Genomic DNA, 24,384 nt, shown 5'->3' on the forward strand with positions numbered 1-24,384 from the left:
TTAACGCCCGAAACTGTAATACGCAGCCAGCGAAATCACGTTATTAAACTGGTTATTCAGCCAGTAATAATTAGTTGCCTCATCGCCCGGTTGCCCGCGAACAGGCAATACCGAAAGGGCAAAACGAAGGTCTAACTTTAACTGGTCGAGCATATCAAACTGAAACCCCAGAAACGGTTGCAAATCCAGATTATTAAACGCGTGCTGATCTTCCGGCGGAAACATTCCATATTCATCATATTCTGCCGAATGAATCAGATACCCCGCAGAAACACCGGCAACCACAGCTCCCCTGTCGTTTGTTCGAAACCCAACAAATAAAGGAACATCAACATATCCCAGTCGCATGATGTATTTTTGCGGGTCGGGGTCGTTCTTTTTTATCCGCTTGCGGGATCCTTTTTGTGAATATTTAATTTCCATCCCGGCAAAAATGGCGGGAGCAATATCTGTCTGCACAAAAAATCCGCCCAAAATTCCGGGTTTATTATACCCTTTAAAATTATCACCCTCTACCTGTGTGGCATTAAAACCGGCAAGAAAACCGCCCTCAAAGCGTTGTGCCGAAACCCAGTAAGCGAAAAACAATATTGCCGCTGTAAAAAATAATTTCTTTGCCATTTTATCTGAACTTTTCAAGTTTTTCTGTTAATAATTCCACTCCGCGCCCTGCCTTTTTCTGAATGTATTCAACATTCTGCATAACAGCATCCGGCTTATTCGGGTCAATCACAAACACCGGAGTTCCGGATCTGATGTAATGCACAAGGCCTGCTGCCGGGTAAACCACCAGCGAAGTTCCCACTACGACAAAGATATCAGCTTTTTGGGCAATCGCGGTTGCTTTCTCAAACTCCGGCACATCTTCGCCAAACCAAACGATGTGTGGACGAAGCTGACTTCCCTTTTCGCAAGTATCTCCCCACTTCAGTTCCCAATGTTTCAACGTATACACCAAGTCAGGCTCAACGGTCGATCGTGCTTTTCGCAACTCCCCGTGCAGATGCAACACACTTGTACTCCCGGCCTGTTCGTGCAGGTCATCAACGTTTTGCGTAACTACATCCACATCAAACCACCGCTCCAGTTCCGCTATTCCAAGGTGTCCTTTGTTTGGCTTAGCGCTCCAGAGTTGTTTCCGTCGTTCATTGTAAAACTGCAAAACAAGTTCCGGGTTCTGTTCCCACGCCTCGGGGCTGGCTACCTCAGTAACATTGTATTGCTCCCAAAGACCGCCCATATCGCGGAAAGTTTTCAACCCGCTCTCCTGGCTGATCCCGGCTCCTGAAAGTATTACCAGCTTCTTCTTCATATCCAAAAGATTCAGGCTTAAAGATAGAGGAAAATCTGAAATCGATTCCTTTTTCCTAAGCCAAACTATACCCAAAATACCTACATTTGTACCCGTGATTGATTATTCTACAATACAACGGATCTTAGATACCGCGGACATTACCGACGTAGTTTCTGAGTTTGTAACGCTTCGCCGACGCGGAGTTAATATGCTGGGGTTATGCCCGTTTCATAACGAAAAAACACCCTCATTTACTGTTTCCCCGGCAAAGGGGATTTTTAAATGCTTTGGTTGCGGAAAAGGAGGCAATGCAGTGAATTTCATTATGGAACACGAAAGCCTCACTTACCCGGACGCACTGAAATGGCTTGCAAAAAAATACAACATTGATGTAGTTGAAGAAGAGGAAACCGAAGAGCAGAAGCAGTTAAAAGACGAACGCGAAAGCCTGATGATTGTATCGGCTTTTGCACAAAAATATTTCTCGCGCAGCCTCTGGGAAGAAAATGAAGGACGCACCATCGGGCTGAGCTATTTCCGGGAAAGGAGTTTTCGGGATGACACCCTGAAAAAATTTGCAGTGGGGTACTCGCCCGACGGCAAAGCACCGTTTACCGAAAAAGCCCAAAAACAGGGATACAAAATGGAATTTCTCGAAAAAACAGGGCTTTCCATTAAGCGCGACGACTGGGTGCGCGACCGGTTTGCCGGGCGGGTAATGTTTCCTATTTTCAACCTTGCCGGACGGGTAATTGCCTTTGGCGGCCGAATTCTGAAAGATGATCCCAAAGCCGCCAAGTACCTTAACTCACCCGAATCGGAAATTTACCACAAAAGCAAAGTTTTATACGGTATTTACCAGGCAAAACGTGAAATTTCGCGTACTGAAAAATGCTACCTGGTTGAAGGGTACACCGATGTACTGTCCATGCACCAGGCCGGAATAGAAAATGTTGTGGCCTCCTCGGGAACTGCGCTGACTCCGGACCAAATAAGACTGGTTAAGCGATTTACGCCAAATATTACCATTATTTACGATGGCGACGCTGCCGGCATAAAAGCTTCGCTGCGTGGAATTGATTTGGTGCTCGAAGAAGGAATGAATGTAAAAGTGCTGCTGTTACCCGATGGAGAAGACCCCGACTCTTTTGCTAAAAGAAAAGGCGCCAGCGGCTTTCGGGAGTATATTAATGAGAATGAGACCGACTTTATTCAGTTCAAAACCCGTCTGTTGCTGAAAGATGCGGAAAAAGATCCGGTTGCGCGGGCACGGCTCATTACGGATGTAATCAGGTCGGTTGCTGTTATTCCCGATACCATCACACGTTCGGTGTACATCAAAGAGTGCAGCCGATTGCTGGATGTTGACGAAGAGATTCTCTACACCGAAATCAGGAAGCAGAAATACAGGCAAAACGAAGAATTTAAAAAGAAAGAGATACGCGACCACCGAAGGCAGACTTTTACTCAACCTGAAAAACCGACCCAATCGTTGCCAGAAAAGCAGGCAGCGCCAAAGATGTTGGTTGAAGAGCGGGAATTTCTGCGCTTTCTTTTGAAACATTGCAACACTGTAATTTTCGAGGAAGAAGGCGAAACTCCCGATGAAGTTTACGAAGTAAGAGTGGGCGACTACATGGTGGAAGAGCTGGAAAACGATGACCTTGTTCCGAAGAATCCGCTGTTCAGAAAAGTTTTTTTCGAAGTAAAAGAAAACCTGGACAACGAAAACTTCGATCCCCTGAAACATTTTATTTATCATACAGATGCCGAGGTAAGCAAACTGGCCACCGACCTGCTCTCCGAAAAATTTACTGAAAGTAAACGCTGGACCAAGTCCGGAGCATTTACAGAGAAAGAAGAAGAAATACTCGACTACCTGGTTCCCCGGATTGTTTACGAATACAAGCTTCGGAGAATTATGCTGATGCTGGAAGACATCGAAAAAAGCATTGACGAAGCGTCGAAAGAAAAGGATTTTGACAAGGTAATTGAGGAGCAATCGAAATACATGAACCTGAAAAGAGTAGAAAAATTTTTGTCAGAAAAACTTGGCAGCCGAACTATTAATTGACTTTATTATGCGCACACTACCAATAAAAAATCAGTCAGAAATCTACGAGGTTATCCGGGCGTGCAAAACGTGTTACGTAGCCATGTCGTTAAACGACAGCCCGTATGTTTTACCCATGAACTTTGCGCTGGAAGGCGACACAGTGATCCTCCACTCTGCCCAAAGCGGCCGCATGTGGGACACATTGCAACAAAACCCGAAAGTTTGCATTAACTGGATACTTGGTGAAGAGCTGGCATGGCAGGATGTGCGGGTAGGCTGCAGCTACCGGGTAAAATCAAAATCGATACTGGTGGAAGGCACCGTAGAATTTGTTGAGGATTACGATGAAAAAGAACGCTGCCTGCATTTTTTTATGACCCAATACAGCGACCGCGAATTCAAATTTAGCGCACCGGCAGTTAAAAACGTAGGTGTAATGAAAGTAAAAATAGAGGCGATTTCGGGCAAAGATTTCGGAGCAAAAGCCGAGACACCGTGGAACAGCTAATGTTTAATCCAAAGAAAAATTACGTTTATGATTTTTGTTACCGGTGGCACAGGATTAATTGGTTCTCATTTACTGTTTGAACTGACTTCGTCCGGGGAAAAAGTAAAAGCGCTAAAACGTAAAAACAGCAACCTTCAGCAGGTGCTGAAAACTTTTTCGTACTACACCCGGGATGCACAAAAACTGTTCAGCCAGATTGAATGGGTAGAAGGCGATATTCTCGACTATTTCGGATTGGAAAACCTGCTCGCCGGGATTGAAGAGATTTATCATTGCGCAGCTATTGTTTCTTTCAACAAAAGCCAACGTGCAAAAATGGTCGGGAACAACGTAAACGGCACCGCCAACCTGGTTAATGCAGCACTGGCAAACGGAGTTAAAAAGCTTTGTCATGTAAGTTCGGTTGCAGCCCTTGGAACCAATCAGAACGAAAAAGCAATTGACGAAGAAACCAATTGGGTGCCCGGCAAAAAAGCAACCGGATATTCGCACAGCAAATTTTTTTCAGAAGCAGAAGTGTGGCGTGGCATTGAAGAGGGACTGGATGCAGTAATTGTAAATCCATCAATTATTCTAGGGCCGGGCAACTGGGGTTCGGGAAGTTCAAGGTTGTTCAAAACCATTTGGGACGGGATGAACTTTTACACCAAAGGAGTAACGGGTTACGTGGATGTAAAAGACGTTGTTAAAGCCATGTTGCAATTAACAGACAGCAACAATTTTGAGGCAACCAAGAATCAGCGATACCTGCTAAACGCGGAGAATCTCAGCTACCGGGAACTCTTTTCCAGTATTGCCGATGCACTGGAGAAACCGCGCCCCAAGTACTACGCATCTCCGCTAACCACCAATTTTGCATGGCGTGGGGCAGCAATTCTTTCTCTTTTCAGCAAAAGCCTGTCAGCCATTTCACGGGAAACGGCTTCTGCATCCCATTCAAAAAACCTGTTTGACGGCTCCAAAATAACCCGCTCCATTCAGTTTGAATATTTGCCGATTTCAGAATCGATAAAGCAAACCAGTGCGTTATTAAAACGCGACATGCTCAGCGCAAAAAAACACTAAAAAAAGATAACAGATTTCTAATCGTCGTTTTTTGTATGTGCCTGGTAAATGCTGGCGTTCAACTCAAACCCAATCAGCAAAATAAACGACATAACATACATCAGAAAAAGAATAATCAACAGCGTACCGATTGAACCGTACAGTTTATTATACTGGCTGAAATTGTTTATGTAATAAGAAAAACCTACCAGTGCGAAAATACTGAGAACTGTTGCCAAAGTGCTTCCCGCAGAGATGAAACGCCATTTAGTTTTTTTTGCCGGCGCCATGTAATACAAAAACGAATTGGCAAAAAACATCAACGCTACAATTATCACCCATTTTCCGAAGGTAAGCAGAAACACAATAAAACTGTCTCTGACTATTTCATTCTCTTTTAAATAACTAATGGCAATTTGCCCGCCTGTTATTAAGCCCACCGCCACAGTTAACAGCAGCGAAAGAATAATAAGCAGAAAAACTGCCGCCAGCCGCTGGCTCAACCACGAGCGACGGTTAATGCTGTGTATTGTCGCGTCAAAAGCGCTCATCATAGAAGCAAGTCCGTTTGTGGAAAACACCAAAGCCATAACAAACCCCAAAGAGAGCAACCCCCCTCGCGGACGCATAATAATATCTGTAACAGTATCTTCAATGGTAGCGAAAGTGCTTTCCGGCACAAACTCCTGTATCAGCTCAAACAATTCGTTCTGAAAATTGGTGATGGGGATGTACGGAATTAGCGTAAACAGAAACAGTATAAACGGAAAAAATGCAATAAAAAAGGAGAAAGCGATGGCCGACGCACGGGTAGCAATAGAACCTCTTACAATGCTGTACCAAAAAAAGAGGGCAACATCGTACAAAGGAACACCATCAAAAAAAGGCAGCGAAATCTTTTCTGCCCGCCTCATTACGTGTTCTCCAATATTCCTGTATTTATCGCGATTAAAAAACCCTCTATTCATAGGGTTATTCCTGTTTTTCAATTCTGAGTTGGTGAATGTAGTTCTTTCCATCACTTTTCTTCAGCAAAAAATACACTCTAAAAGTGCCTTTTTGCGTTCCAAGGCTGCCAATCACATATTGGGCTCCCTCTTTCCCTCCCTGGTGAATAACCGAGAAACTCTGAGGAGAGTGGCTGCTAAAAAAATTCCCTACTATGAGCTGAGCCTGTGCTTTGCTGTACACATTGTCACTATTGGGAACCACCAGTTCCACGTTCTGGTTAAAAAACTCAGACAGCGATTTGGCATTTCCCGATTTCAGGCTAAGAATTATATCATCAGGAATTTGGGCATTTGCCGGAAGATTGCACATTAGCACCCCGGCAAACAGAAAAATCATGAGTATATTCTTTTTTATCGACGGCATGATTTCAAATTTTTCAAATGTTAAGCGCCATTTTCATTACAAAAACTGTGCAAAAACAGTTTCAAGCTCTTATTTTTGGTAAATTTAAAAAATATATATTCAAAAAGCAGAATGAGGCTCACTTTATTGATGGTTGGCAAAACAGACGAAAAGTATTTGCAGGAAGGAATTGCTAAATACAAAAAGCGGTTGGGACATTACATCGATTTCAGGCTGGAAGTAATACCCGACATAAAAAAGGCGAAAAACCTGAACACCACCCAACAAAAGATTAAGGAAGGTGAATTGATACTGGCCAAACAGGCTGCCGGCAAAGAGTTTCATCTGTTCGACGAGAACGGCAGCCAGATGACATCCAGGCAATTTGCAGAGTTCCTTCAGAAAAAGATGGCCAGCGGCATAAAAGAACTGGTTTTTGTTATTGGCGGGCCTTACGGTTTTTCCGATGCGGTTTACGAAAAGGCCGAGTCAAAATTATCTTTATCGAAAATGACCTTTTCGCACCAGTTGGCTCGACTTTTGTGTATCGAGCAGTTTTACAGAGCATTTACAATTCTAAAAGGAGAACCTTATCATCACGACTAACGTGTTTTGGAAAATTAATAAATACAGTTTCCTGGTTTTTGCCATTTGCTTTTTTGTGGCGGCGGCAATTATCGAAAACGGACTACTTAAACAGCACCCCGAGACTCACCTTATCGCAGATTTTCAGAAACAGCTTTTGCAGCATGAGCAGGAACTGACTGACCGACTTGACGAAATTGCGTTGTCGGTGCAGGAAAAAAGTTTCGACGAAAATCTTTCGGGAAACATCTATCTCAGTTGCGAAAACATGCAGGAGAGCGGCTACGGCTTTTTAATTTATCGTGATGGCGAACTTGTTTACTGGTCGGATCGGTCGCTGGCATTTTATGACGAGCTTTCTGATTTTCAAGAAAAAGAAGGGCTGGTGCAGTTGCCAAACGGTTATTACATTTCAGTATTAAACCATGTCGAAAATTTCGAGATTATTGGGTTACACCTGATTAAAAACAAATACCACTACGAAAACAAGTACCTGAAAAACGACTTTTTTAAGGAATACAAACTTCCTGAAGAATTTGAAATTGAAAAGAACAAAAATGGCAATTTGTTTGCCGTTTACGATATTGCCGGAGATTATCTTTTTAGCATAAAGCCAAAGGGCTCGTACCTCTGCACCACCCGCCAATTGTACCTGCCGGGCATTCTTTACTTTTTAGGACTTCTTATTTTACTCGTCTATTTCAGGCGCGAGTTTATCGAATCCCAGTCGTCGTTTCTATTTAAACTTTTTGGGTTGGCAGTTGCCCTTTTTCTGGTTTACTGGTTGCACCTGATTTTTCATATCCCGAAGGTATTTTTCCTTCTTCGCTTTTTCAGCCCCTCTGTTTTTGCTTTAAACAGCTGGCTGCCGTCGTTGGGAGATTTCTTTTTGCTGGCGCTTTTTTTCCTGTTCTGGCTTTTCCATTTTGGCAAACACCTCAATGTAGAACAGTTACAAAAAGACTCTGCATTGCCTGTAAATATGATTGCTTTGCTGCTGTTACTTTTTTCGGGAAGTACTTATTTACTGATTCAGTTTCATATCAGAGAACTTATTTTTAACTCCACCATCTCTTTTTCGCTCAACCGCATTATCGAAATTTCGGCGCAAAGCGTGCTTGCAATTTTTTCTGTGGGAATGCTTTTGCTGGCGGTTTTCAGTCTGACCATTAAAATTATTGATAACATTCGAAATGATTTCAGGCTGGGGCAAATAGTGTTTTTATCGCTGGGAATAGCAGGTTTTCTTGGCCTCATACAACTTCTTACCGTAAAAACAATTTCAATAGAAGCGCTTGTTCTATTTGTAACGGCAACTATTCTGGCAACGTTGTTCAGCAAAAATTACCTGCAAAAATTCACGTTGAGTTACCTTATCATATTTATTTCTGCGGCATCAATCTATTCGCTGGTAGTATTTTATTCTACCACGGCAGCCAAGCAACGCGACGAGCAGAAACAAATGGCAATAACCCTTGTTCTGGAGCGCGACCCGGCGGCCGAAGTTTTTCTTGCAGAAATTCAATATGCCATAGAAAAAGACTCGGTTATTCCGACTCTGCTTATCGAAGAAGAAGATGAACATGTAATTAACTACATCAAAGAAACTTATTTCAGCAGCTATTTCAGGCAATACGACGTTCGCTTTTTTAAATGCTCGGGCGCCGACAGCCTTTATATTGAGATGGATAAACAGATGGCGCCGTGTTTTGATTTTTTTGAAGACATGATAAAAGCACAGGGCGTAAAAGTGCAGGGAACGAATTTCTACTTCATGGATAACATGAACGGAAGAATTTCGTACACGGGCCTGCTTCACTATCCACTGTCATCTGAAAGACAAGGAGTTTCTATTTTCATAGAAATGAACTCCGCTTTGCTTTTTGAAGGAATTGGCTTTCCGGAATTGCTGATTGACAAATCAATGGCTAAACCAGAAAATTACAAACGGTTTAATTATGCCAAATACTACGGCGGAGAACTTACCGACCGCCACGGTGATTACAACTACAATTTTTACGTTCACTCGTACCTGTCGTCGGGCGAAGAGTTTGAATACAACCGCTGGGACGGCATGGAGCATTTGATTTACCACACGCGCGAAGACAACTACGTTATTGTTTCGCGCGACCTTTTCACATTTGTCGATTACCTTATTTCATTTCCTTACCTCTTCGTTTTTTATTTCATTTCGGTATTAATTCTGCTGGTTATCGGGAACCCGGCCATTCGCAAGCGTTCTGTTAAAGTCGATTTGAAATTCAGAATTCAGGCGGCAATCATCTCCATTGTTTTTGTTTCGCTATTGGTAGTGGCGGCAGCAACTATCTGGTACAACGTAAGAGAGTACAAAGAAAAACACCAAAACGACTTGAACGAAAAGCTGAAATCAATTACCGAAGAAATTGACATGCGGCTGGAAAACGTGGATGAGCTGAACCGCGATGTGGTCGACTGGCTGAACCGCGAACTGGCCAAACTATCTAACATTTTCCGGACCGACATAAATATTTACGGCACCGATGGGCACATGATCGCCTCTTCACGCCCGGAAGTATTCTCGCGCGGACTCGTTTCAGACCGAATGAATTCCAATGCCTACAACGAGATTTTCAACAATTACCAGCTCAGTTATTTTCAACCCGAGAAAATCGGAATGCTTTCATACTTGTCGGCATACCGGCCCGTAATTAACAATACCGGCGAATACCTCGGCGCAATAAACCTCCCCTACTTTATAAAACAGGATAAGTACAGCCAGGAGTTGTCAACCATTGTGGTGGCGTTTATTAACCTCTATGTATTGTTATTTTTGGTGAGTATTATTGTAGCCATTTTTATCGCAAACCAGATTACCCGGCCGCTGGTGCTCATTCAGGAGAGTTTTAGAAAGATGGAATTGGGCAAACGAAATGAGCCCATCTATTACAACCGAAAAGACGAGATTGGCAGCCTGGTTAAAGAGTACAATAAAAAGGTTGATGAACTTGCGGTAAGTGCAGACCTGCTGGCACGCTCTGAACGCGAATCGGCATGGCGCGAAATGGCAAAACAAATTGCGCACGAAATTAAAAACCCGCTTACCCCGATGAAGCTGAACATTCAACATCTTCAACGTTTTAAAGGCGAAGGCGAAGAATATGACAAATACATAAAACGGGTTACTTCAACACTGATTGAGCAAATTGACAACCTTTCCAATATTGCCACCGAATTTTCCAATTTTGCCAAAATCCCAACCGCCCGCAACCAGGTTTTCAGGCTTACAGAACAGATGGAAAAAGTAATTGACCTGTTTGAATCGCAGCAAAATGCAACCATCGATTTTCAAACCAACGGGCTCGAGTACATCGAAGTAAATGCCGACCGGGATCAGTTATCGCGGGCAATCATTAACCTGATAAAAAATGGCATTCAATCCATTGCCGACGGGCGAGAAGGCACCATTAAAATTCAACTCAGCCGTCACGAACACATGGCTGTTATTGCAGTAACCGACAACGGAGAAGGCATTCCCGAAGAATTGCAGGACAAGCTTTTCAGCCCCAGTTTTACTACCAAATCAAGTGGAATGGGACTTGGCCTTGCCATCGTAAAAAACATTGTGGAAAACTTCTCGGGGCATGTGTGGTTTAAAACTCAAAAGGGAAAAGGATCCACGTTTTATATCGAAATTCCCATTTGGGAAGGCTAATTTCAATTTGCATATAATATCTATTTCCGTTAATCTTGCACTCTAAATTAGTTTAGCAAAAATTCAAAAGATATGGTTCCATTGTCATTTCGCAAAATATCCGAACGGCTCAAACAAATGCAGCTTCCCAAAATAGATGTAGTTGTTGGTATTGGTTCGGGAGGTATCGTTCCGGCAGGGTTTGTGGCTTTTTATTTAAATGCAGAATTGCAGGTGATGGTTTTGAATTACCGCGATGAGCAAAATAATCCACGATACGAAGAACCCAAAGTACTTGCCAAACCCGAATGGCAACTGGAAGGGAAACGAATTTTACTGGTTGACGACGTATCGGTTTCCGGAAAAACGATGAACATGGCGCTGGAGCAACTGAAAGGATTCGACGTAAAAACACTGGCGATGAAAGGAAAGGCAGACTTTGTTCTGTTCCCCGAAATTAAAGACTGTGTTAAATGGCCGTGGAAACCGTAAACAGAGAGCAAGACCAAATCAAAATCAAATCGCTCACTTTCAACTTATTCTTTTTATTTAATCTTCCCCGAAACCGGCGCAATTAGTAGGCTACCATTACAGTGCCGGTTCGCACTTCTCCGTTACCCAGCTCTAAAACATAAAGGTAGTTTCCGGCCGGGACGGTACCTCGGCCAAGAGTAAAGGTGTGCTCTGAATTGCCCCACCACCAGGCATTCTGGTCAGATCCCCACTTGTCGAGATTTCCATAATTACGTTTTTCGAATAGCTTATTACCAGCCCTGTCAAAAATACGCATAATGGCATCCGGATATTTTTCAATACAGTAAATCTGGAAGAAGTCGTGTACATTATCTCCGTTGGGCGAAAATCCTTCTGGAATAAACAATGAACATTCAGTTGGAATTTCCTCTTCGTCATCCGGTAATCCGTCGCAATCAACCGACGGCAACACGTTAATCCATACCGTTGCTTCGTCGCACATACTCGGGAATCCATCGTCGCAGATGCGGTAAACGAATGTGTCTATTCCAACAAACTCTTCATCCGGCATATAAACAAAGGCGCCATCGCTTGCAATGCTAACAGTTCCATGTTGTACGTCAACCATCGGCCAGGTAATAATTCGGAAATTGTCTCCATCGGGGTCATAATCGTTTGGCAAAACATATTCAATCAGCGGGAAGCACATTACCGAGAACGAATCGTTAACTGCAACCGGCGGATTGTTCGGTACCTTCACTTCAAAAACAACCCGGGCAGTATCGCTCAACGGATCGCACGGTATTCCGTCGTCTGACACAGCATAGAAAAGAGTATCATATCCGACAAAATCAACAGAAGGAGTATAAGTTACAACACCTGTTAACGGACTTGCAGTGGCCGTACCGTTTTCCGGGTTTTTAATTATCCTTACTGATGTAACATCAAGTTCGCTGTTGGCATCCGAATCGTTATCCAGTACCGCAATCATCACGGTCTGATTCTGCAGCGTCACCGTGCTGTCGTTTAAAGCAAGAGGCGGTGCGTTATCAATCACTTCTATCTGAATCGTATCGTTAAACGCGCAGTCCACTGCACCATCAGGGATGAATACAAATTCGAATACTCCTGGCGTTGATATGTCGACTATTGCAGGTTCCCAAGTTCCCGCTACACCATTTTTATCTGTTGACGGAAGAGTCACCGGATTTTCTCCGATACAAAGCGGTCCAATCGGAGCAAATTCCGGAATTATCGATGGCATTATCTCAACGTAAAGCGTGTCGGGTCGGGCGCAGTTAAATCCATCGTCGGGCGTAAACGCATATGGGAAAATCCCCGGTTGATCGGTACTGATAACAGCCGGGATCCAAACTCCGGTTACACCATTGAAGTTAGCCTCCGGTAAATCGGGCGCGTCGCTGTTCTGGCAAAGTGGCCCGATTGGCGCAAACTGCGGAATAATCAGCGTATTGATTTCAACGGTAATTGTAACAGGCACTGCACACGGGAAAATTGCATCAGGCGTAAACGTAAAATCGTACAAGCCCGGCGTTGACGTATCGATTGTGTCCGGAGACCAGGTACCCGTTACATCGTTCAAATCAGCATTTGGCAACGCTGGCGGCACATCAAGCTGACAGACAGGCCCGATAACATCAAAAACAGGCGAAATATTATCCTGAATTTCAATAATGATTGTATCGTTAATTGCACAGGCATAACCGGCATCAGGTATGAAAACGAACTCAAACTCGCCGGTTGCCGCTGTTGAAACTGCCGACGGCTTCCAGGTTCCGGCTATTCCATTCACGTCGGTTAACGGAAGTGTCGGTGGTGCTTCGCCCAGGCAAAGCGGGCCAATCGGAGCAACCTGAGGAACAATTTCTTGCTGAATTTCGATATACATCGTGTCCTCTTTATAACAGGTTTCCCCCTGAGGTGTAAACACAAACATGAATACACCGGGAACATCAGTGTCTATTGACGACGGGCTCCAGTTTCCGGATACTCCATTGGTCGATACATCGGGGAGTTCAGGAGGCACACTGTTTTGGCACAGCGGGCCGATTTGTGCGAACACCGGAACAACTTCCTTAATAATTTCAATACGCATTGTAACTGAAGTTGCACACAGATACGGATCTGGTGTAAACACGTAGGTAGCCATGCCGGCAACAGCTGTTCCAATGGTCGACGGGCTCCAGCTTCCTGAAATTCCATTTTCTGAAACAGTTGGCAAATCTGGTGCAACTGTATTCTGGCAGAACGGGCCCATTTGAACAAAATCCGGGACCTGCTCATCGGTAATTTCAATTTTTATGGTAACCGGGCCCGCACATTGTCCTTCAAACGGAGTGAAAGTATAGTCGAACTCTCCGTATGCGGAAGTGTTAATCGTAATAGGCTCCCATGTTCCGCTTATTCCGTTGACAGAAACATCGGGCAGTGCCGGAGGAACAGAATTCAGACAAAACGGTCCAATCGGATCAAACACGGATGCAATCTCATCGGTAACAACAATTTCTATTACAAATGGAGCAGCACATTGTCCGGCTTCCGGATTAAATGTGTATGAGAAAACTCCGATTTTTGACGTTGAGATAACAGCAGGATCCCATGTTCCGGTTATTCCGTTTTCCGAAACTGTCGGCAAATCAGCAGGCGTTTCGTTCAGGCAGAACGGCCCAATCGGATCGAATTCCGGAATAATTTCGTCGGTGATTTCGATTTCCATTGTCACCTCAACGGCACATTGCCCAGCGCCGGGAACAAAAGTATATATTCCTGTACCGTATGTTGCCGTGTTAATTGTTGCCGGAGTCCATTTGCCGGTGATGCCGTTTTTCGAAGTATCATGCAGAGAAGGAGCTTTACTAAACTGACACAACGGCCCGATAGGATCAAATTCAGGAATAATTTTGTGATCCAAAGTAATTACCTGCGTACAGCTATTTTCGTTGCACCCATCTGAAACGGTGAAAGTACGCCGGACGATTGCGGGACAATTGCCGGTTGCAACGTCGTGGTAAGAAAGCGATACCACTGCACAATTATCCGATATGGTCAATCCCAATGAACCGGCATTTGACAACGGAATATTTTGTTCCGTTTCAGAATATGCCAAACCGGTAAGCGTAACCAAATCACTTAACTCACCTTCGAAAGCAACATCCGGAGGACAAACAATTGCCGGAGAAATTTCGTCTTTAACTTCTATACGCTCATAGAATCGCGCATAATTTCCACAAAAATCTTTTATCTCGTATACTCTTCGTACGGTTTGAATCTTCGGGCAATCTTCGTCTGTAGGGTAACCATCAATAAACCTGAAAGTTGATTCGTCGATGCCGCAATTATCCGTTGCACTGCCATATCGCTGACGGAATTGGATGTATCCCTGTCTTCCGTCGCGGAACGGAGCAGGAACATCGTCAACACAATCGACTACCGCCGGATATGGGTTAAGCGGGAACCTCGGAGAAACATTGTCATCAATGATAATAGTCTGGAAGCACTCCAACTCGTTTCCACAACCATCCAGAATACTGTACCTTCTGATTATTGTGGTGGGACATGTACCTGTTCTCGAAATTTCCACTCCGCTGAAGCTCGGTTCATTTAAGACGCAATCGCTTACGGCTGAGCCGCCTGCCGCTACAAATTCGTGATAATTTCTAAAAATAGGATCTTCATCGCCAACACAGTCGAACGCCAGGTCGGGCGGGCAGGCCATCGAGTATTGCGGATCTTTTGCTTCGATTACAAGAGCATAAGAAGCTTCACAACCGTTGGCATCGGTCACTAAAACGATATAAGCGCCACCTTCCAGGTTATCAATATCCTGGCTCGTTGACGTGAATCCGTTCGGACCAGTCCATTCATAAGAATAAGGATCTGTGCCACCCGAAACCGTCAGGTCTATGCTTCCAATGGGATCAGCAGAGAATCCGACATCAACTTTTGTTGCCGACAAAATTATTTCAGTTGGCTGGATAACATCAACAGAAAGCTGCACGCTCAATCCTGTATTATCAGTAATTGTTACCGTGTATGTTCCGGCAGGCAAATTAGTCAAATCCTCTGTGGTAGCCCCGTTGCTCCAGGTAAAACTGTACGGAGCAGTACCCCCGGAAACATTCAGGTCAATTGCTCCGGTGCTCTCACCGAAACACAAAATTGAAACAGCAGTGAGCGTAGCTTCAAGATCATCCGGTTTTGTTGTTACCGTAACGGTAATACGATTCGATTCTGCCGGTTTCGGTGCGGCACAATCAAGGTCAGAGAGCAATGTTGCATAAACCACATCGCCATCAACCGGAATATATGTATAAGTTATTGATGTTTCACCCGTAACCGGCACATCATTTACAAACCAGGCATAAACCGGGTTTGTACCGCCATTAACCGGAGTTGCTGTAAAAATGACCTGCTCTCCTTCCATCACATCTGTTTGATCAGCAGCAATGGTGATGGAAACCGTCAGCTCAGGTATTGTTGTTAAATCAAGGGTCAATATGGAATCACAACCCGCAACGCTCGTTAATGTATGTTCATAGAAACCGGCGGCACTAATTGATTGGCCATACCAGTCAAACGGCACATCGCCCTCGCAGACAATCATCGGGATAGTGTCGCGATATTCAGGTGTAAGGTCAAAATTCAAAGTAAGAATGGAGTCACAACCGGCGACGCTGGTTAATGTATGTTCGTAGAAACCGGCAGTACTGATTTGTTGTCCGTACCAGTCAAACGGTACATCGCCCGAACAAACAGTCATCGGGATAGTGTCACGGTATTCAGGGGTAACGTCAAAGTTCAAAGTCAATATGGAATCACAACCCGACACGCTCGTTAATGTGTGTTCGTAGAAACCGGCAGTACTGATTTGCTGGCCGTACCAGTCAAACGGTACGTCGCCCGAGCAGACAATCATCGGGATAGTGTCACGATACTCAGGGGTAACGTCAAAGTTCAGGGTTAATATGGAATCGCAACCCGCGACGCTGGTTAATGTGTGTTCGTAGAAACCGGCGGCATTAATCTGCTGGCCGTACCAGTCAAACGGTACGTCGCCCGAGCAAACAGTCATCGGGATGGTGTCGCGGTATTCAGGTGTAACATCGAAGTTCAGGGTCAATATGGAGTCACAACCCGCGACGCTGGTTAATATGTGTTCGTAGAAACCGGCGGCATTAATCTGCTGGCCATACCAGTCAAACGGTACGTCGCCCGAGCAAACAGTCATCGGGATGGTGTCGCGGTATTCAGGTGTAACATCGAAGTTCAGGGTCAATATGGAGTCACAACCCGCGACGCTGGTTAATATGTGTTCGTAGAAACCGGCGGCATTAATCTGCTGGCCATACCAGTCAAACGGTACATCGCCCTCGCAGACGGTCATCGGGATGGTGTCGCGGTATTCAGGCGTAACGTCAAAGTTCAGGGTCAATATGGAATCACAACCCGCGACGCTGGTTAATGTGTGTTCGTAGAAACCGGCGGAACTAATCTGCTGGCCGTACCAGTCAAACGGTACATCACCCTCGCAGACAATCATCGGAATGGTGTCGCGGTATTCGGGTGTAACGTCAAAGTTCAGGGTCAATACGGAATCACAACCCGCGACGCTGGTTAATGTGTGTTCGTAGAAACCGGCGGCATTAATCTGCTGGCCGTACCAGTCAAACGGTACATCACCCTCGCAGACAATCATCGGGATAGTGTCACGATATTCCGGGGTAACGTCTAAGTTCAGGGTCAATATGGAGTCACAACCCGACACGCTGGTTAATGTATGTTCGTAGAAACCGGCAGCGCTGATTTGCTGGCCATACCAGTCAAACGGCACATCACCCTCGCAGACAATCATCGGGATAGTGTCACGATATTCCGGGGTAACGTCTAAGTTCAGGGTCAATATGGAGTCACAACCCGACACGCTGGTTAATGTATGTTCGTAGAAACCGGCAGCGCTGATTTGCTGGCCATACCAGTCAAACGGCACATCACCCTCGCAGACAATCATCGGGATAGTGTCACGATATTCCGGGGTAACGTCTAAGTTCAGGGTCAATATGGAGTCACAACCCGACACGCTGGTTAATGTATGTTCGTAGAAACCGGCAGCGCTGATTTGCTGGCCATACCAGTCAAACGGTACATCACCCTCGCAGACAATCATCGGGATAGTGTCACGATATTCCGGGGTAACGTCAAAGTTCAAAGTCAATATCGAATCACAACCCGCGACGCTGGTTAATGTGTGTTCGTAGAAGCCGGCAGCACTGATTTGCTGGCCGTACCAGTCAAACGGCACATCACCTTGGCAGACGGTCATCGGGATAGTATCGCGGTATTCAGGCGTAACGTCAAAGTTCAAGGTCAATATCGAATCACAACCAGCGACGCTGGTTAATGTGTGTTCGTAGAAACCGGCAGCGCTGATTTGCTGGCCGTACCAGTCAAACGGTACATCGCCCTCGCAGACAATCATCGGGATAGTGTCGCGGTATTCAGGGGTAACGTCAAAGTTCAAGGTCAATATCGAATCACAACCCGCGACGCTGGTTAATGTGTGTTCGTAGAAACCGGCGGCATTAATCTGCTGGCCGTACCAGTCAAACGGCACGTCGCCCTCGCAGACGGTCATCGGGATAGTGTCGCGATACTCAGGGGTAACGTCAAAGTTCAGGGTTAATATGGAATCGCAACCCGCGACGCTGGTTAATGTGTGTTCGTAGAAACCGGCGGCATTAATCTGCTGGCCGTACCAGTCAAACGGTACATCGCCCTCGCAGACGGTCATCGGAATGGTGTCACGGTATTCAGGTGTAACGTCAAAGTTCAGGGTTAATATGGAATCGCAACCCGCAACGCTCGTTAATGTGTGTTCGTAGAAACCGGCGGCATTAATCTGCTGGCCGTACCAGTCAAACGGTACATCACCCTCGCAGACCGTCATCGGGATGGTGTCGCGGTATTCGGGTGTAACGTCGAAGTTCAGGGTTAATATGGAATCGCAACCCGCAACGCTCGTTAATGTGTGTTCGTAGAAACCGGCGGCATTAATCTGCTGGCCGTACCAGTCAAACGGTACATCACCCTCGCAGACCGTCATCGGGATGGTGTCGCGGTATTCGGGTGTAACGTCGAAGTTCAGGGTTAATATGGAATCGCAACCCGCAACGCTCGTTAATGTGTGTTCGTAGAAACCGGCGGCATTAATCTGCTGGCCGTACCAGTCAAACGGCACATCGCCCGCACAGACGGTCATCGGGATAGTGTCGCGGTATTCAGGGGTCACGTCAAAGTTCAAAGTCAATATGGAATCGCAACCAGCGACGCTGGTTAATGTATGTTCGTAGAAACCGGCGGCACTAATTGATTGGCCGTACCAGTCAAATGGTACATCGCCCTCGCAGACGGTCATCGGGATAGTGTCGCGGTATTCAGGGGTAACATCGAAGTTCAGGGTTAATATGGAATCGCAACCAGCGACACTGGTTAATGTATGTTCATAGAAGCCGGCGGCACTAATTGATTGGCCGTACCAGTCAAACGGTACATCGCCCTCGCAGACGGTCATCGGGATGGTGTCACGGTATTCCGGGGTAACGTCAAAGTTCAATGTCAGAATCGAGTCACAACCCGCAACGCTCGTTAATGTATGTTCATAGAAACCGGCGGCATTAATCTGCTGGCCGTACCAGTCAAACGGTACATCGCCCTCGCAGACAATCTTCGGGATAGTGTCACGGTATTCCGGGGTAACGTCAAAGTTCAAAGTCAATATGGAATCACAACCCGCCACGCTGGTTAATGTATGTTCGTAGAAGCCGGCGGAACTGATTTGCTGGCCGTACCAGTCAAACGGCACATCGCCCGCACAGACGGTCATCGGGATAGTGTCGCGGTATTCAGGGGTCACGTCAAAGTTCAAAGTCAATATGGAATCGCAACCAGCGACGCTGGTTAATGTATGTTCGTAGAAACCGGCGGCACTAATTGATTGGCCGTACCAGTCAAATGGTACATCGCCCTCGCAGACGGTCATCGGGATAGTGTCGCGGTATTCAGGGGTAACGTCAAAGTTCAGGGTTAATATGGAATCACAACCTGCGACGCTGGTTAATGTATGTTCATAGAAACCGGCAGCACTGATTTGCTGGCCGTACCAGTCAAACGGCACATCGCCCGAGCAGACGGTCATCGGGATGGTGTCACGGTATTCCGGGGTAACGTCAAAGTTCAATGTCAGAATCGAGTCACAACCCGCAACGCTCGTTAATGTATGTTCGTAGAAGCCGGCAGCACTGATTTGCTGACCGTACCAATCAAACGGCACATCGCCCGCACAAACAATCATCGGGATAGTGTCGCGGTATTCAGGGGTAACGTCAAAGTTCAGGGTTAATATGGAATCACAACCCGCGACGCTGGTTAATGTGTGTTCATAGAAGCCGGCAGTACTGATTTGCTGGCCATACCAGTCAAACGGTACATCGCCCTCGCAGACGGTCATCGGAATGGTGTCGCGGTATTCAGGGGTCACGTCAAAGTTCAGGGTCAATATGGAATCACAACCTGCGACGCTGGTTAATGTATGTTCGTAGAAACCGGCAGCACTGATTTGCTGGCCGTACCAGTCAAACGGCACATCGCCCGAGCAGACGGTCATCGGGATAGTGTCGCGGTATTCCGGGGTAACGTCGAAGTTCAGGGTCAATATGGAATCACAACCCGCAACGCTCGTTAATGTGTGTTCGTAGAAACCGGCAGAACTGATTTGTTGTCCGTACCAGTCAAACGGTACGTCGCCCTCGCAGACAATCATCGGGATAGTGTCGCGATATTCAGGTGTAAGGTCAAAATTCAATGTCAATATGGAATCGCAACCCGCAACGCTCGTTAATGTATGTTCGTAGAGACCGGCAGAACTGATTTGCTGGCCGTACCAGTCAAACGGTACATCGCCCTCGCAGACAATCATCGGAATGGTGTCGCGGTATTCCGGGGTAACGTCAAAGTTAAATGTCAAAATCGAGTCACAACCAGCGACGCTCGTTAATGTATGTTCGTAGAAACCGGCAACGCTGATTTGCTGACCGTACCAGTCAAACGGTACATCGCCCGCACAAACAGTCATCGGGATGGTGTCACGGTACTCAGGCGTAACATCGAAGTTCAGGGTCAATATGGAATCACAACCCGCCACGCTGGTTAATGTGTGTTCGTAGAAGCCGGCGGCACTGATTGATTGGCCGTACCAATCAAACGGCACATCGCCCTCGCAGACGGTCATCGGGATAGTGTCGCGGTATTCAGGTGTAACGTCAAAGTTCAGGGTCAATATGGAATCACAACCTGCGACGCTGGTTAATGTGTGTTCGTAGAAACCGGCGGCATTAATCTGCTGGCCGTACCAGTCAAACGGTACATCGCCCTCGCAGACAATCATCGGGATAGTGTCACGGTATTCCGGGGTAACGTCAAAGTTCAGGGTCAATATGGAATCACAGTCGGCGACGCTCGTTAATGTGTGTTCGTAGAAACCGGCGGCATTAATCTGCTGGCCGTACCAGTCAAACGGTACATCGCCCGCACAAACAGTCATCGGGATAGTGTCACGATATTCCGGGGTAACGTCAAAGTTCAGGGTCAATATGGAATCACAACCCGCGACGCTGGTTAATGTGTGTTCGTAGAAACCGGCAGTACTGATTTGCTGGCCGTACCAGTCAAACGGCACATCACCCGCACAAACAGTCATCGGGATAGTGTCACGATATTCCGGGGTAACGTCAAAGTTCAGGGTCAATATGGAATCACAACCCGCGACGCTGGTTAATGTGTGTTCGTAGAAACCGGCAGTACTGATTTGCTGGCCGTACCAGTCAAACGGCACATCACCCGCACAAACAGTCATCGGGATAGTGTCACGATATTCCGGGGTAACGTCAAAGTTCAGGGTCAATATGGAATCACAACCCGCGACGCTGGTTAATGTGTGTTCGTAGAAACCGGCGGAACTAATCTGCTGGCCGTACCAGTCAAACGGTACATCGCCCGCACAAACAGTCATCGGGATGGTATCGCGGTAAATCGGCGAAACATCCAGATTGACAGTCAGGATAGAATCGCAGCCCGATACCGACTGAAGCGTATCGGAATAGAAACCCGGGAAACTCAGCGACTGTCCCTGCCACAAATACGGCAATTCATTTTCGCAAGCTATGTAATCAGTGGTATCGCGGTAAATTGGTGAAACATCCAAATTAACCGTCAGGATAGAATCACAGCCCGATACCGACTGAAGCGTATCGGAATAGAAACCCGGGAAACTCAACGATTGTCCCTGCCACAAATACGGCAATTCATTTTCGCAAGCTATGTAATCGGTGGTGTCGCGGTAAATCGGCGAAACATCCAAATTAACCGTCAGGATAGAATCGCAGCCCGCTACCGACTGAAGCGTGTCGGAATAGAAACCCGGAAAACTCAGCGACTGTCCCTGCCACAAATAAGGCAATTCATTTTCGCAGGCTATGTAATCGGTGGTGTCGCGGTAAATCGGTAAAACATCTAAATTAACCGTCAGTATAGAATCGCAGCCCGATACCGACTGAAGCGTGTCGGAATAGAAGCCCGGGAAACTCAGCGACTGTCCCTGCCACAAATACGGCAATTCGTTTTCGCAGGCTATGTAATCGGTGGTGTCGCGGTAAATCGGCGAAACATCCAAATTAACCGTCAGGATGGAATCGCAACCCGCTACCGACTGAAGCGTGTCGGAATAGAAACCCGGGAAGCTTAGCGACTGTCCCTGCCACAAATACGGCAATTCGTTTTCGCAGGCTATGTAATCAGTGGTATCGCGGTAAATCGGTGAAACATCCAAATTAACCGTCAGGATGGAATCGCAGCCCGATACCGACTGAAGCGTGTCGGAATAGAAACCCGGAAAACTCAGCGACTGTCCCTGCCACAAATAAGGCAATTCATTTTCGCAGGCTATGTAATCGGTGGTGTCGCGGTAAATCGGTAAAACATCTAAATTAACCGTCAGTATAGAATCGCAGCCCGATACCGACTGAAGCGTGTCGGAATAGAAGCCCGGGAAACTCAGCGACTGTCCCTGCCACAAATACGGCAATTCGTTTTCGCAGGCTATGTAATCGGTGGTGTCGCGGTAAATCGGCGAAACATCCAAATTAACCGTCAGGATGGAATCGCAACCCGCTACCGACTGAAGCGTGTCGGAATAGAAACCCGGGAAGCTTAGCGACTGTCCCTGCCACAAATACGGCAATTCGTTTTCGCAGGCTATGTAATCAGTGGTATCGCGGTAAATCGGTGAAACATCCAAATTAACCGTCAGGATGGAATCGCAGCCCGATACCGACTGAAGCGTGTCGGAATAGAAACCCGGAAAACTCAATGACTGTCCCTGCCACAAATAAGGCAATTCGTTTTCGCAGGCAATCAGCTCTATTGTATCGCGAGTGGCCGGGAATACTTCCACCCAAATGGTATCAGAATTATCACACCCATTTTCGTCCGTCACCTTATACACCAGTTGGTAACTGCCTGCCGGAGCATCTCTAAATTCAGGAGTAGCGCTGTCTGTTGCGCTCAGAAAGGCAATTCCGCCACCAGTCCACAAATGGGTATAAATTCCTGTTCCACCTTCTGAATAACCATTTAATACAAGAGTATCGCTTTCGCACATTTGCGCCGGGTCCGGAGTTATTTCGACCAACAACTCATCGGGTTGTGTGATATCCGCAGAATCTACTGCGGTACACCCCAGTTCATCGGTAACCGACAAATAATATCTTCCGGAGGCCAGATTGGTAATTTCAGGTGTATCGGCAGTGAATCCATCCGGTCCGGTCCATGCATAAGTGTAAACTCCTGTCCCTCCTGAGAGACTTGCCAGAACAGAGCCGGCATTTCCGCCGTAGCATGACTGGGAACTTGCTGTCAGAACAATTTCAGGCTGACTTAAAATGACATCTACCGTTGAGATAGCTGGTTCACAACTCCCGGCGCTTCCCCGTCCGATGGCGGCGAGCGAAAGTGTAACACTGCCGGCAGCCAAATCATTTTCGCCGGGGAAATAGGTCGGGCGGACTGCGCTAGCGTCACTGAAAGTCCCGTCTCCAAACGATGTCCAAATCAACACCGAATAATTGGATGCCGTGGCTTCCTCCAAAAAGATACTCTGACCGGCACAGGCCAGAATTTCATTACCGGCAAAGGCATCGGGAGCGGGAACAACTTCCACCTCGCCCAGCTCGTTGTTCACACAATCGTGCGAACTGGTTTGCTCGGCAGAAAGGCTGTAAATTCCAGGTTCAATATCCCAGAGAATAATAACTTCACTTCCCTGAATAGGTAGTCCGTCGCGGGTATCTGTAAAATCAGACCACTCGAACCTTGACGGAGTTACAATGGTACCATCTTCGGCCTCCAGTTGCCACACCCATGTTGAGCCCGGCTCCCCGTCGATACGATAGGTGCGTTCTGCACCCCGGCATACGGTATCAAATACCTGTCCGGTAGCTTTTGTTGCAGCCACCAGAAGGATTATCATGAATATGTATGCCAGCCGTTTCACTTTTTTCTAGTCTATTTTATTATCGTTTTGGTATTGATTTCAAAATTATCAGTTTCAATCATTTATCAATCTTCCTTAATGTAAATTTTTGAGTTAACAGGTGTTGGATGAATAACCACTCCAATTTTTTGCGGTACCGTGTATGTATTTACCGTGCACTGGTCGGTTACTTCCATAATCCAGAAATCGGTTGTTCCCGGCTCTAGCACAGGCAGCGGTGCGAAATAAACAGGGTCAGTTAATCCGTTTAGGTTGACTTGGGCGGTTCCGTCGCCATAGGTGTACGTGACATCCCACGGCCCCCGCCCGGTGAGGATAATTTTTATCTCGGCCGGATCTCCGTAACAGTAGTCATCTGCTTCGATGGTTGCTTCGGGTTTAGATTCTTCAACATCGATAAGGAATACCAGCAAATTGTTGGTACAGGCCACTTCATCCCAAACCATTACCCGGAGGAAATAACGTCCCGGGTCGAGGAAGTTTACACGAACCGTTGACCCCTGGTACATTCCATTTTCGAAATAAGGGGTTGGCCCTACATTGCCATCGTTGGTGGCAAAGTTTACCGTATTCCAGTCCAGTTCGGTGTACAGGTGCCAGGTGTACCGGTCGCCGGGCATTTCCACTACGCTGAATTCGTATGAGTCGCACTGATCTACAATAATATGCTGCACCGGTTTCTGAGCCATGGCAGACGCCACAACCAGAACCCCCAGAAGAATTCCCGGGATCCGACACATCATATGGTAAATCAGTTTTCTCATCTAATAATAAT

Annotated in this window: 12 protein-coding genes; 6 read left to right on the forward strand and 6 right to left on the reverse strand. The window is 46.4% G+C overall.

Going from position 1 to position 24,384, the window contains the following annotated elements; translation table 11 throughout:
• Positions 1-621: a porin family protein gene (locus BUB08_RS08465; RefSeq protein ID WP_073000734.1), complete on the reverse strand. Its 621-nt coding sequence runs from the start codon at positions 619-621 to the stop codon at positions 1-3.
• A 1-nt stretch (position 622) separates the two neighbouring features.
• Entirely contained in the window at positions 623-1,312 is a 690-nt protein-coding gene (locus tag BUB08_RS08470) for an SIR2 family NAD-dependent protein deacylase (RefSeq protein WP_073000736.1), read from the reverse strand.
• A 94-nt stretch (positions 1,313-1,406) separates the two neighbouring features.
• Between BUB08_RS08470 and dnaG the strand changes: the two genes are divergently transcribed.
• Genes dnaG through BUB08_RS08485 form a run of 3 tightly spaced genes read left to right on the forward strand, consistent with a single transcriptional unit; the run spans position 1,407 to position 4,923 of the window.
• Positions 1,407-3,368, forward strand: a complete 1,962-nt coding sequence (gene dnaG, locus BUB08_RS08475) for a DNA primase (protein ID WP_073000737.1) — start codon at positions 1,407-1,409, stop codon at positions 3,366-3,368.
• Between the two features lie 7 nt (positions 3,369-3,375).
• Positions 3,376-3,858: a pyridoxamine 5'-phosphate oxidase family protein gene (locus BUB08_RS08480; protein WP_073000905.1), complete on the forward strand. Its 483-nt coding sequence runs from the start codon at positions 3,376-3,378 to the stop codon at positions 3,856-3,858.
• 27 nt (positions 3,859-3,885) lie between these two features.
• Positions 3,886-4,923, forward strand: a complete 1,038-nt coding sequence (locus BUB08_RS08485) for an NAD-dependent epimerase/dehydratase family protein (RefSeq protein WP_073000739.1) — start codon at positions 3,886-3,888, stop codon at positions 4,921-4,923.
• Positions 4,924-4,940: 17 nt separating this feature from the next.
• On the opposite strand, the gene BUB08_RS08490 is transcribed toward BUB08_RS08485, so the two are convergent.
• Positions 4,941-5,870 carry a YihY/virulence factor BrkB family protein gene (locus BUB08_RS08490; protein WP_175549975.1) on the reverse strand — a complete coding sequence of 310 codons (930 nt, stop codon included), beginning with the start codon at positions 5,868-5,870 and terminating at the stop codon, positions 4,941-4,943.
• A 4-nt stretch (positions 5,871-5,874) separates the two neighbouring features.
• Positions 5,875-6,276, reverse strand: a complete 402-nt coding sequence (locus tag BUB08_RS08495) for a DUF4783 domain-containing protein (protein ID WP_073000742.1) — start codon at positions 6,274-6,276, stop codon at positions 5,875-5,877.
• 111 nt (positions 6,277-6,387) lie between these two features.
• Between BUB08_RS08495 and rlmH the strand changes: the two genes are divergently transcribed.
• The 3 genes from rlmH (at position 6,388) to BUB08_RS08510 (ending at position 11,005) form a co-directional block, all read left to right on the forward strand.
• Positions 6,388-6,861 carry a 23S rRNA (pseudouridine(1915)-N(3))-methyltransferase RlmH gene (gene rlmH / locus BUB08_RS08500; protein WP_073000743.1) on the forward strand — a complete coding sequence of 158 codons (474 nt, stop codon included), beginning with the start codon at positions 6,388-6,390 and terminating at the stop codon, positions 6,859-6,861.
• Between the two features lies 1 nt (position 6,862).
• On the forward strand, positions 6,863-10,534 hold the full coding sequence (locus BUB08_RS08505) for a sensor histidine kinase (RefSeq protein WP_073000744.1): 3,672 nt from the start codon (positions 6,863-6,865) through the stop codon (positions 10,532-10,534).
• A gap of 72 nt (positions 10,535-10,606) precedes the next feature.
• The gene (locus BUB08_RS08510) at positions 10,607-11,005 is read left to right on the forward strand and encodes a phosphoribosyltransferase (protein WP_073000746.1); all 399 of its coding nucleotides are present in this window, start codon (positions 10,607-10,609) and stop codon (positions 11,003-11,005) included.
• An 82-nt stretch (positions 11,006-11,087) separates the two neighbouring features.
• On the opposite strand, the gene BUB08_RS08515 is transcribed toward BUB08_RS08510, so the two are convergent.
• Together BUB08_RS08515 and BUB08_RS08520 are read right to left on the reverse strand one after the other, a co-directional pair.
• On the reverse strand, positions 11,088-23,609 hold the full coding sequence (locus tag BUB08_RS08515) for an Ig-like domain-containing protein (RefSeq protein WP_073000748.1): 12,522 nt from the start codon (positions 23,607-23,609) through the stop codon (positions 11,088-11,090).
• Positions 23,610-23,674: 65 nt separating this feature from the next.
• The gene (locus BUB08_RS08520; protein WP_073000749.1) at positions 23,675-24,373 is read right to left on the reverse strand and encodes a hypothetical protein; all 699 of its coding nucleotides are present in this window, start codon (positions 24,371-24,373) and stop codon (positions 23,675-23,677) included.
• Positions 24,374-24,384 lie beyond the last annotated feature (11 nt).

The organism is Mariniphaga anaerophila, assembly GCF_900129025.1.
GTDB classification, from domain to species: Bacteria; Bacteroidota; Bacteroidia; order Bacteroidales; family Prolixibacteraceae; genus Mariniphaga; species Mariniphaga anaerophila.

What these genes read in the sequence shown, in the direction of transcription:
- BUB08_RS08465 (WP_073000734.1), bottom strand. Translation starts at nt 621, where the DNA reads ATGGCAAAGAAATTATTTTTTACAGCGGCAATATTGTTTTTCGCTTAC.
- BUB08_RS08510 (WP_073000746.1), top strand. Translation starts at nt 10,607, where the DNA reads ATGGTTCCATTGTCATTTCGCAAAATATCCGAACGGCTCAAACAAATG.
- BUB08_RS08490 (WP_175549975.1), bottom strand. Translation starts at nt 5,870, where the DNA reads ATGAATAGAGGGTTTTTTAATCGCGATAAATACAGGAATATTGGAGAA.
- BUB08_RS08470 (WP_073000736.1), bottom strand. Translation starts at nt 1,312, where the DNA reads ATGAAGAAGAAGCTGGTAATACTTTCAGGAGCCGGGATCAGCCAGGAG.
- rlmH (WP_073000743.1), top strand. Translation starts at nt 6,388, where the DNA reads ATGAGGCTCACTTTATTGATGGTTGGCAAAACAGACGAAAAGTATTTG.
- BUB08_RS08495 (WP_073000742.1), bottom strand. Translation starts at nt 6,276, where the DNA reads ATGCCGTCGATAAAAAAGAATATACTCATGATTTTTCTGTTTGCCGGG.
- BUB08_RS08485 (WP_073000739.1), top strand. Translation starts at nt 3,886, where the DNA reads ATGATTTTTGTTACCGGTGGCACAGGATTAATTGGTTCTCATTTACTG.
- BUB08_RS08480 (WP_073000905.1), top strand. Translation starts at nt 3,376, where the DNA reads ATGCGCACACTACCAATAAAAAATCAGTCAGAAATCTACGAGGTTATC.
- BUB08_RS08520 (WP_073000749.1), bottom strand. Translation starts at nt 24,373, where the DNA reads ATGAGAAAACTGATTTACCATATGATGTGTCGGATCCCGGGAATTCTT.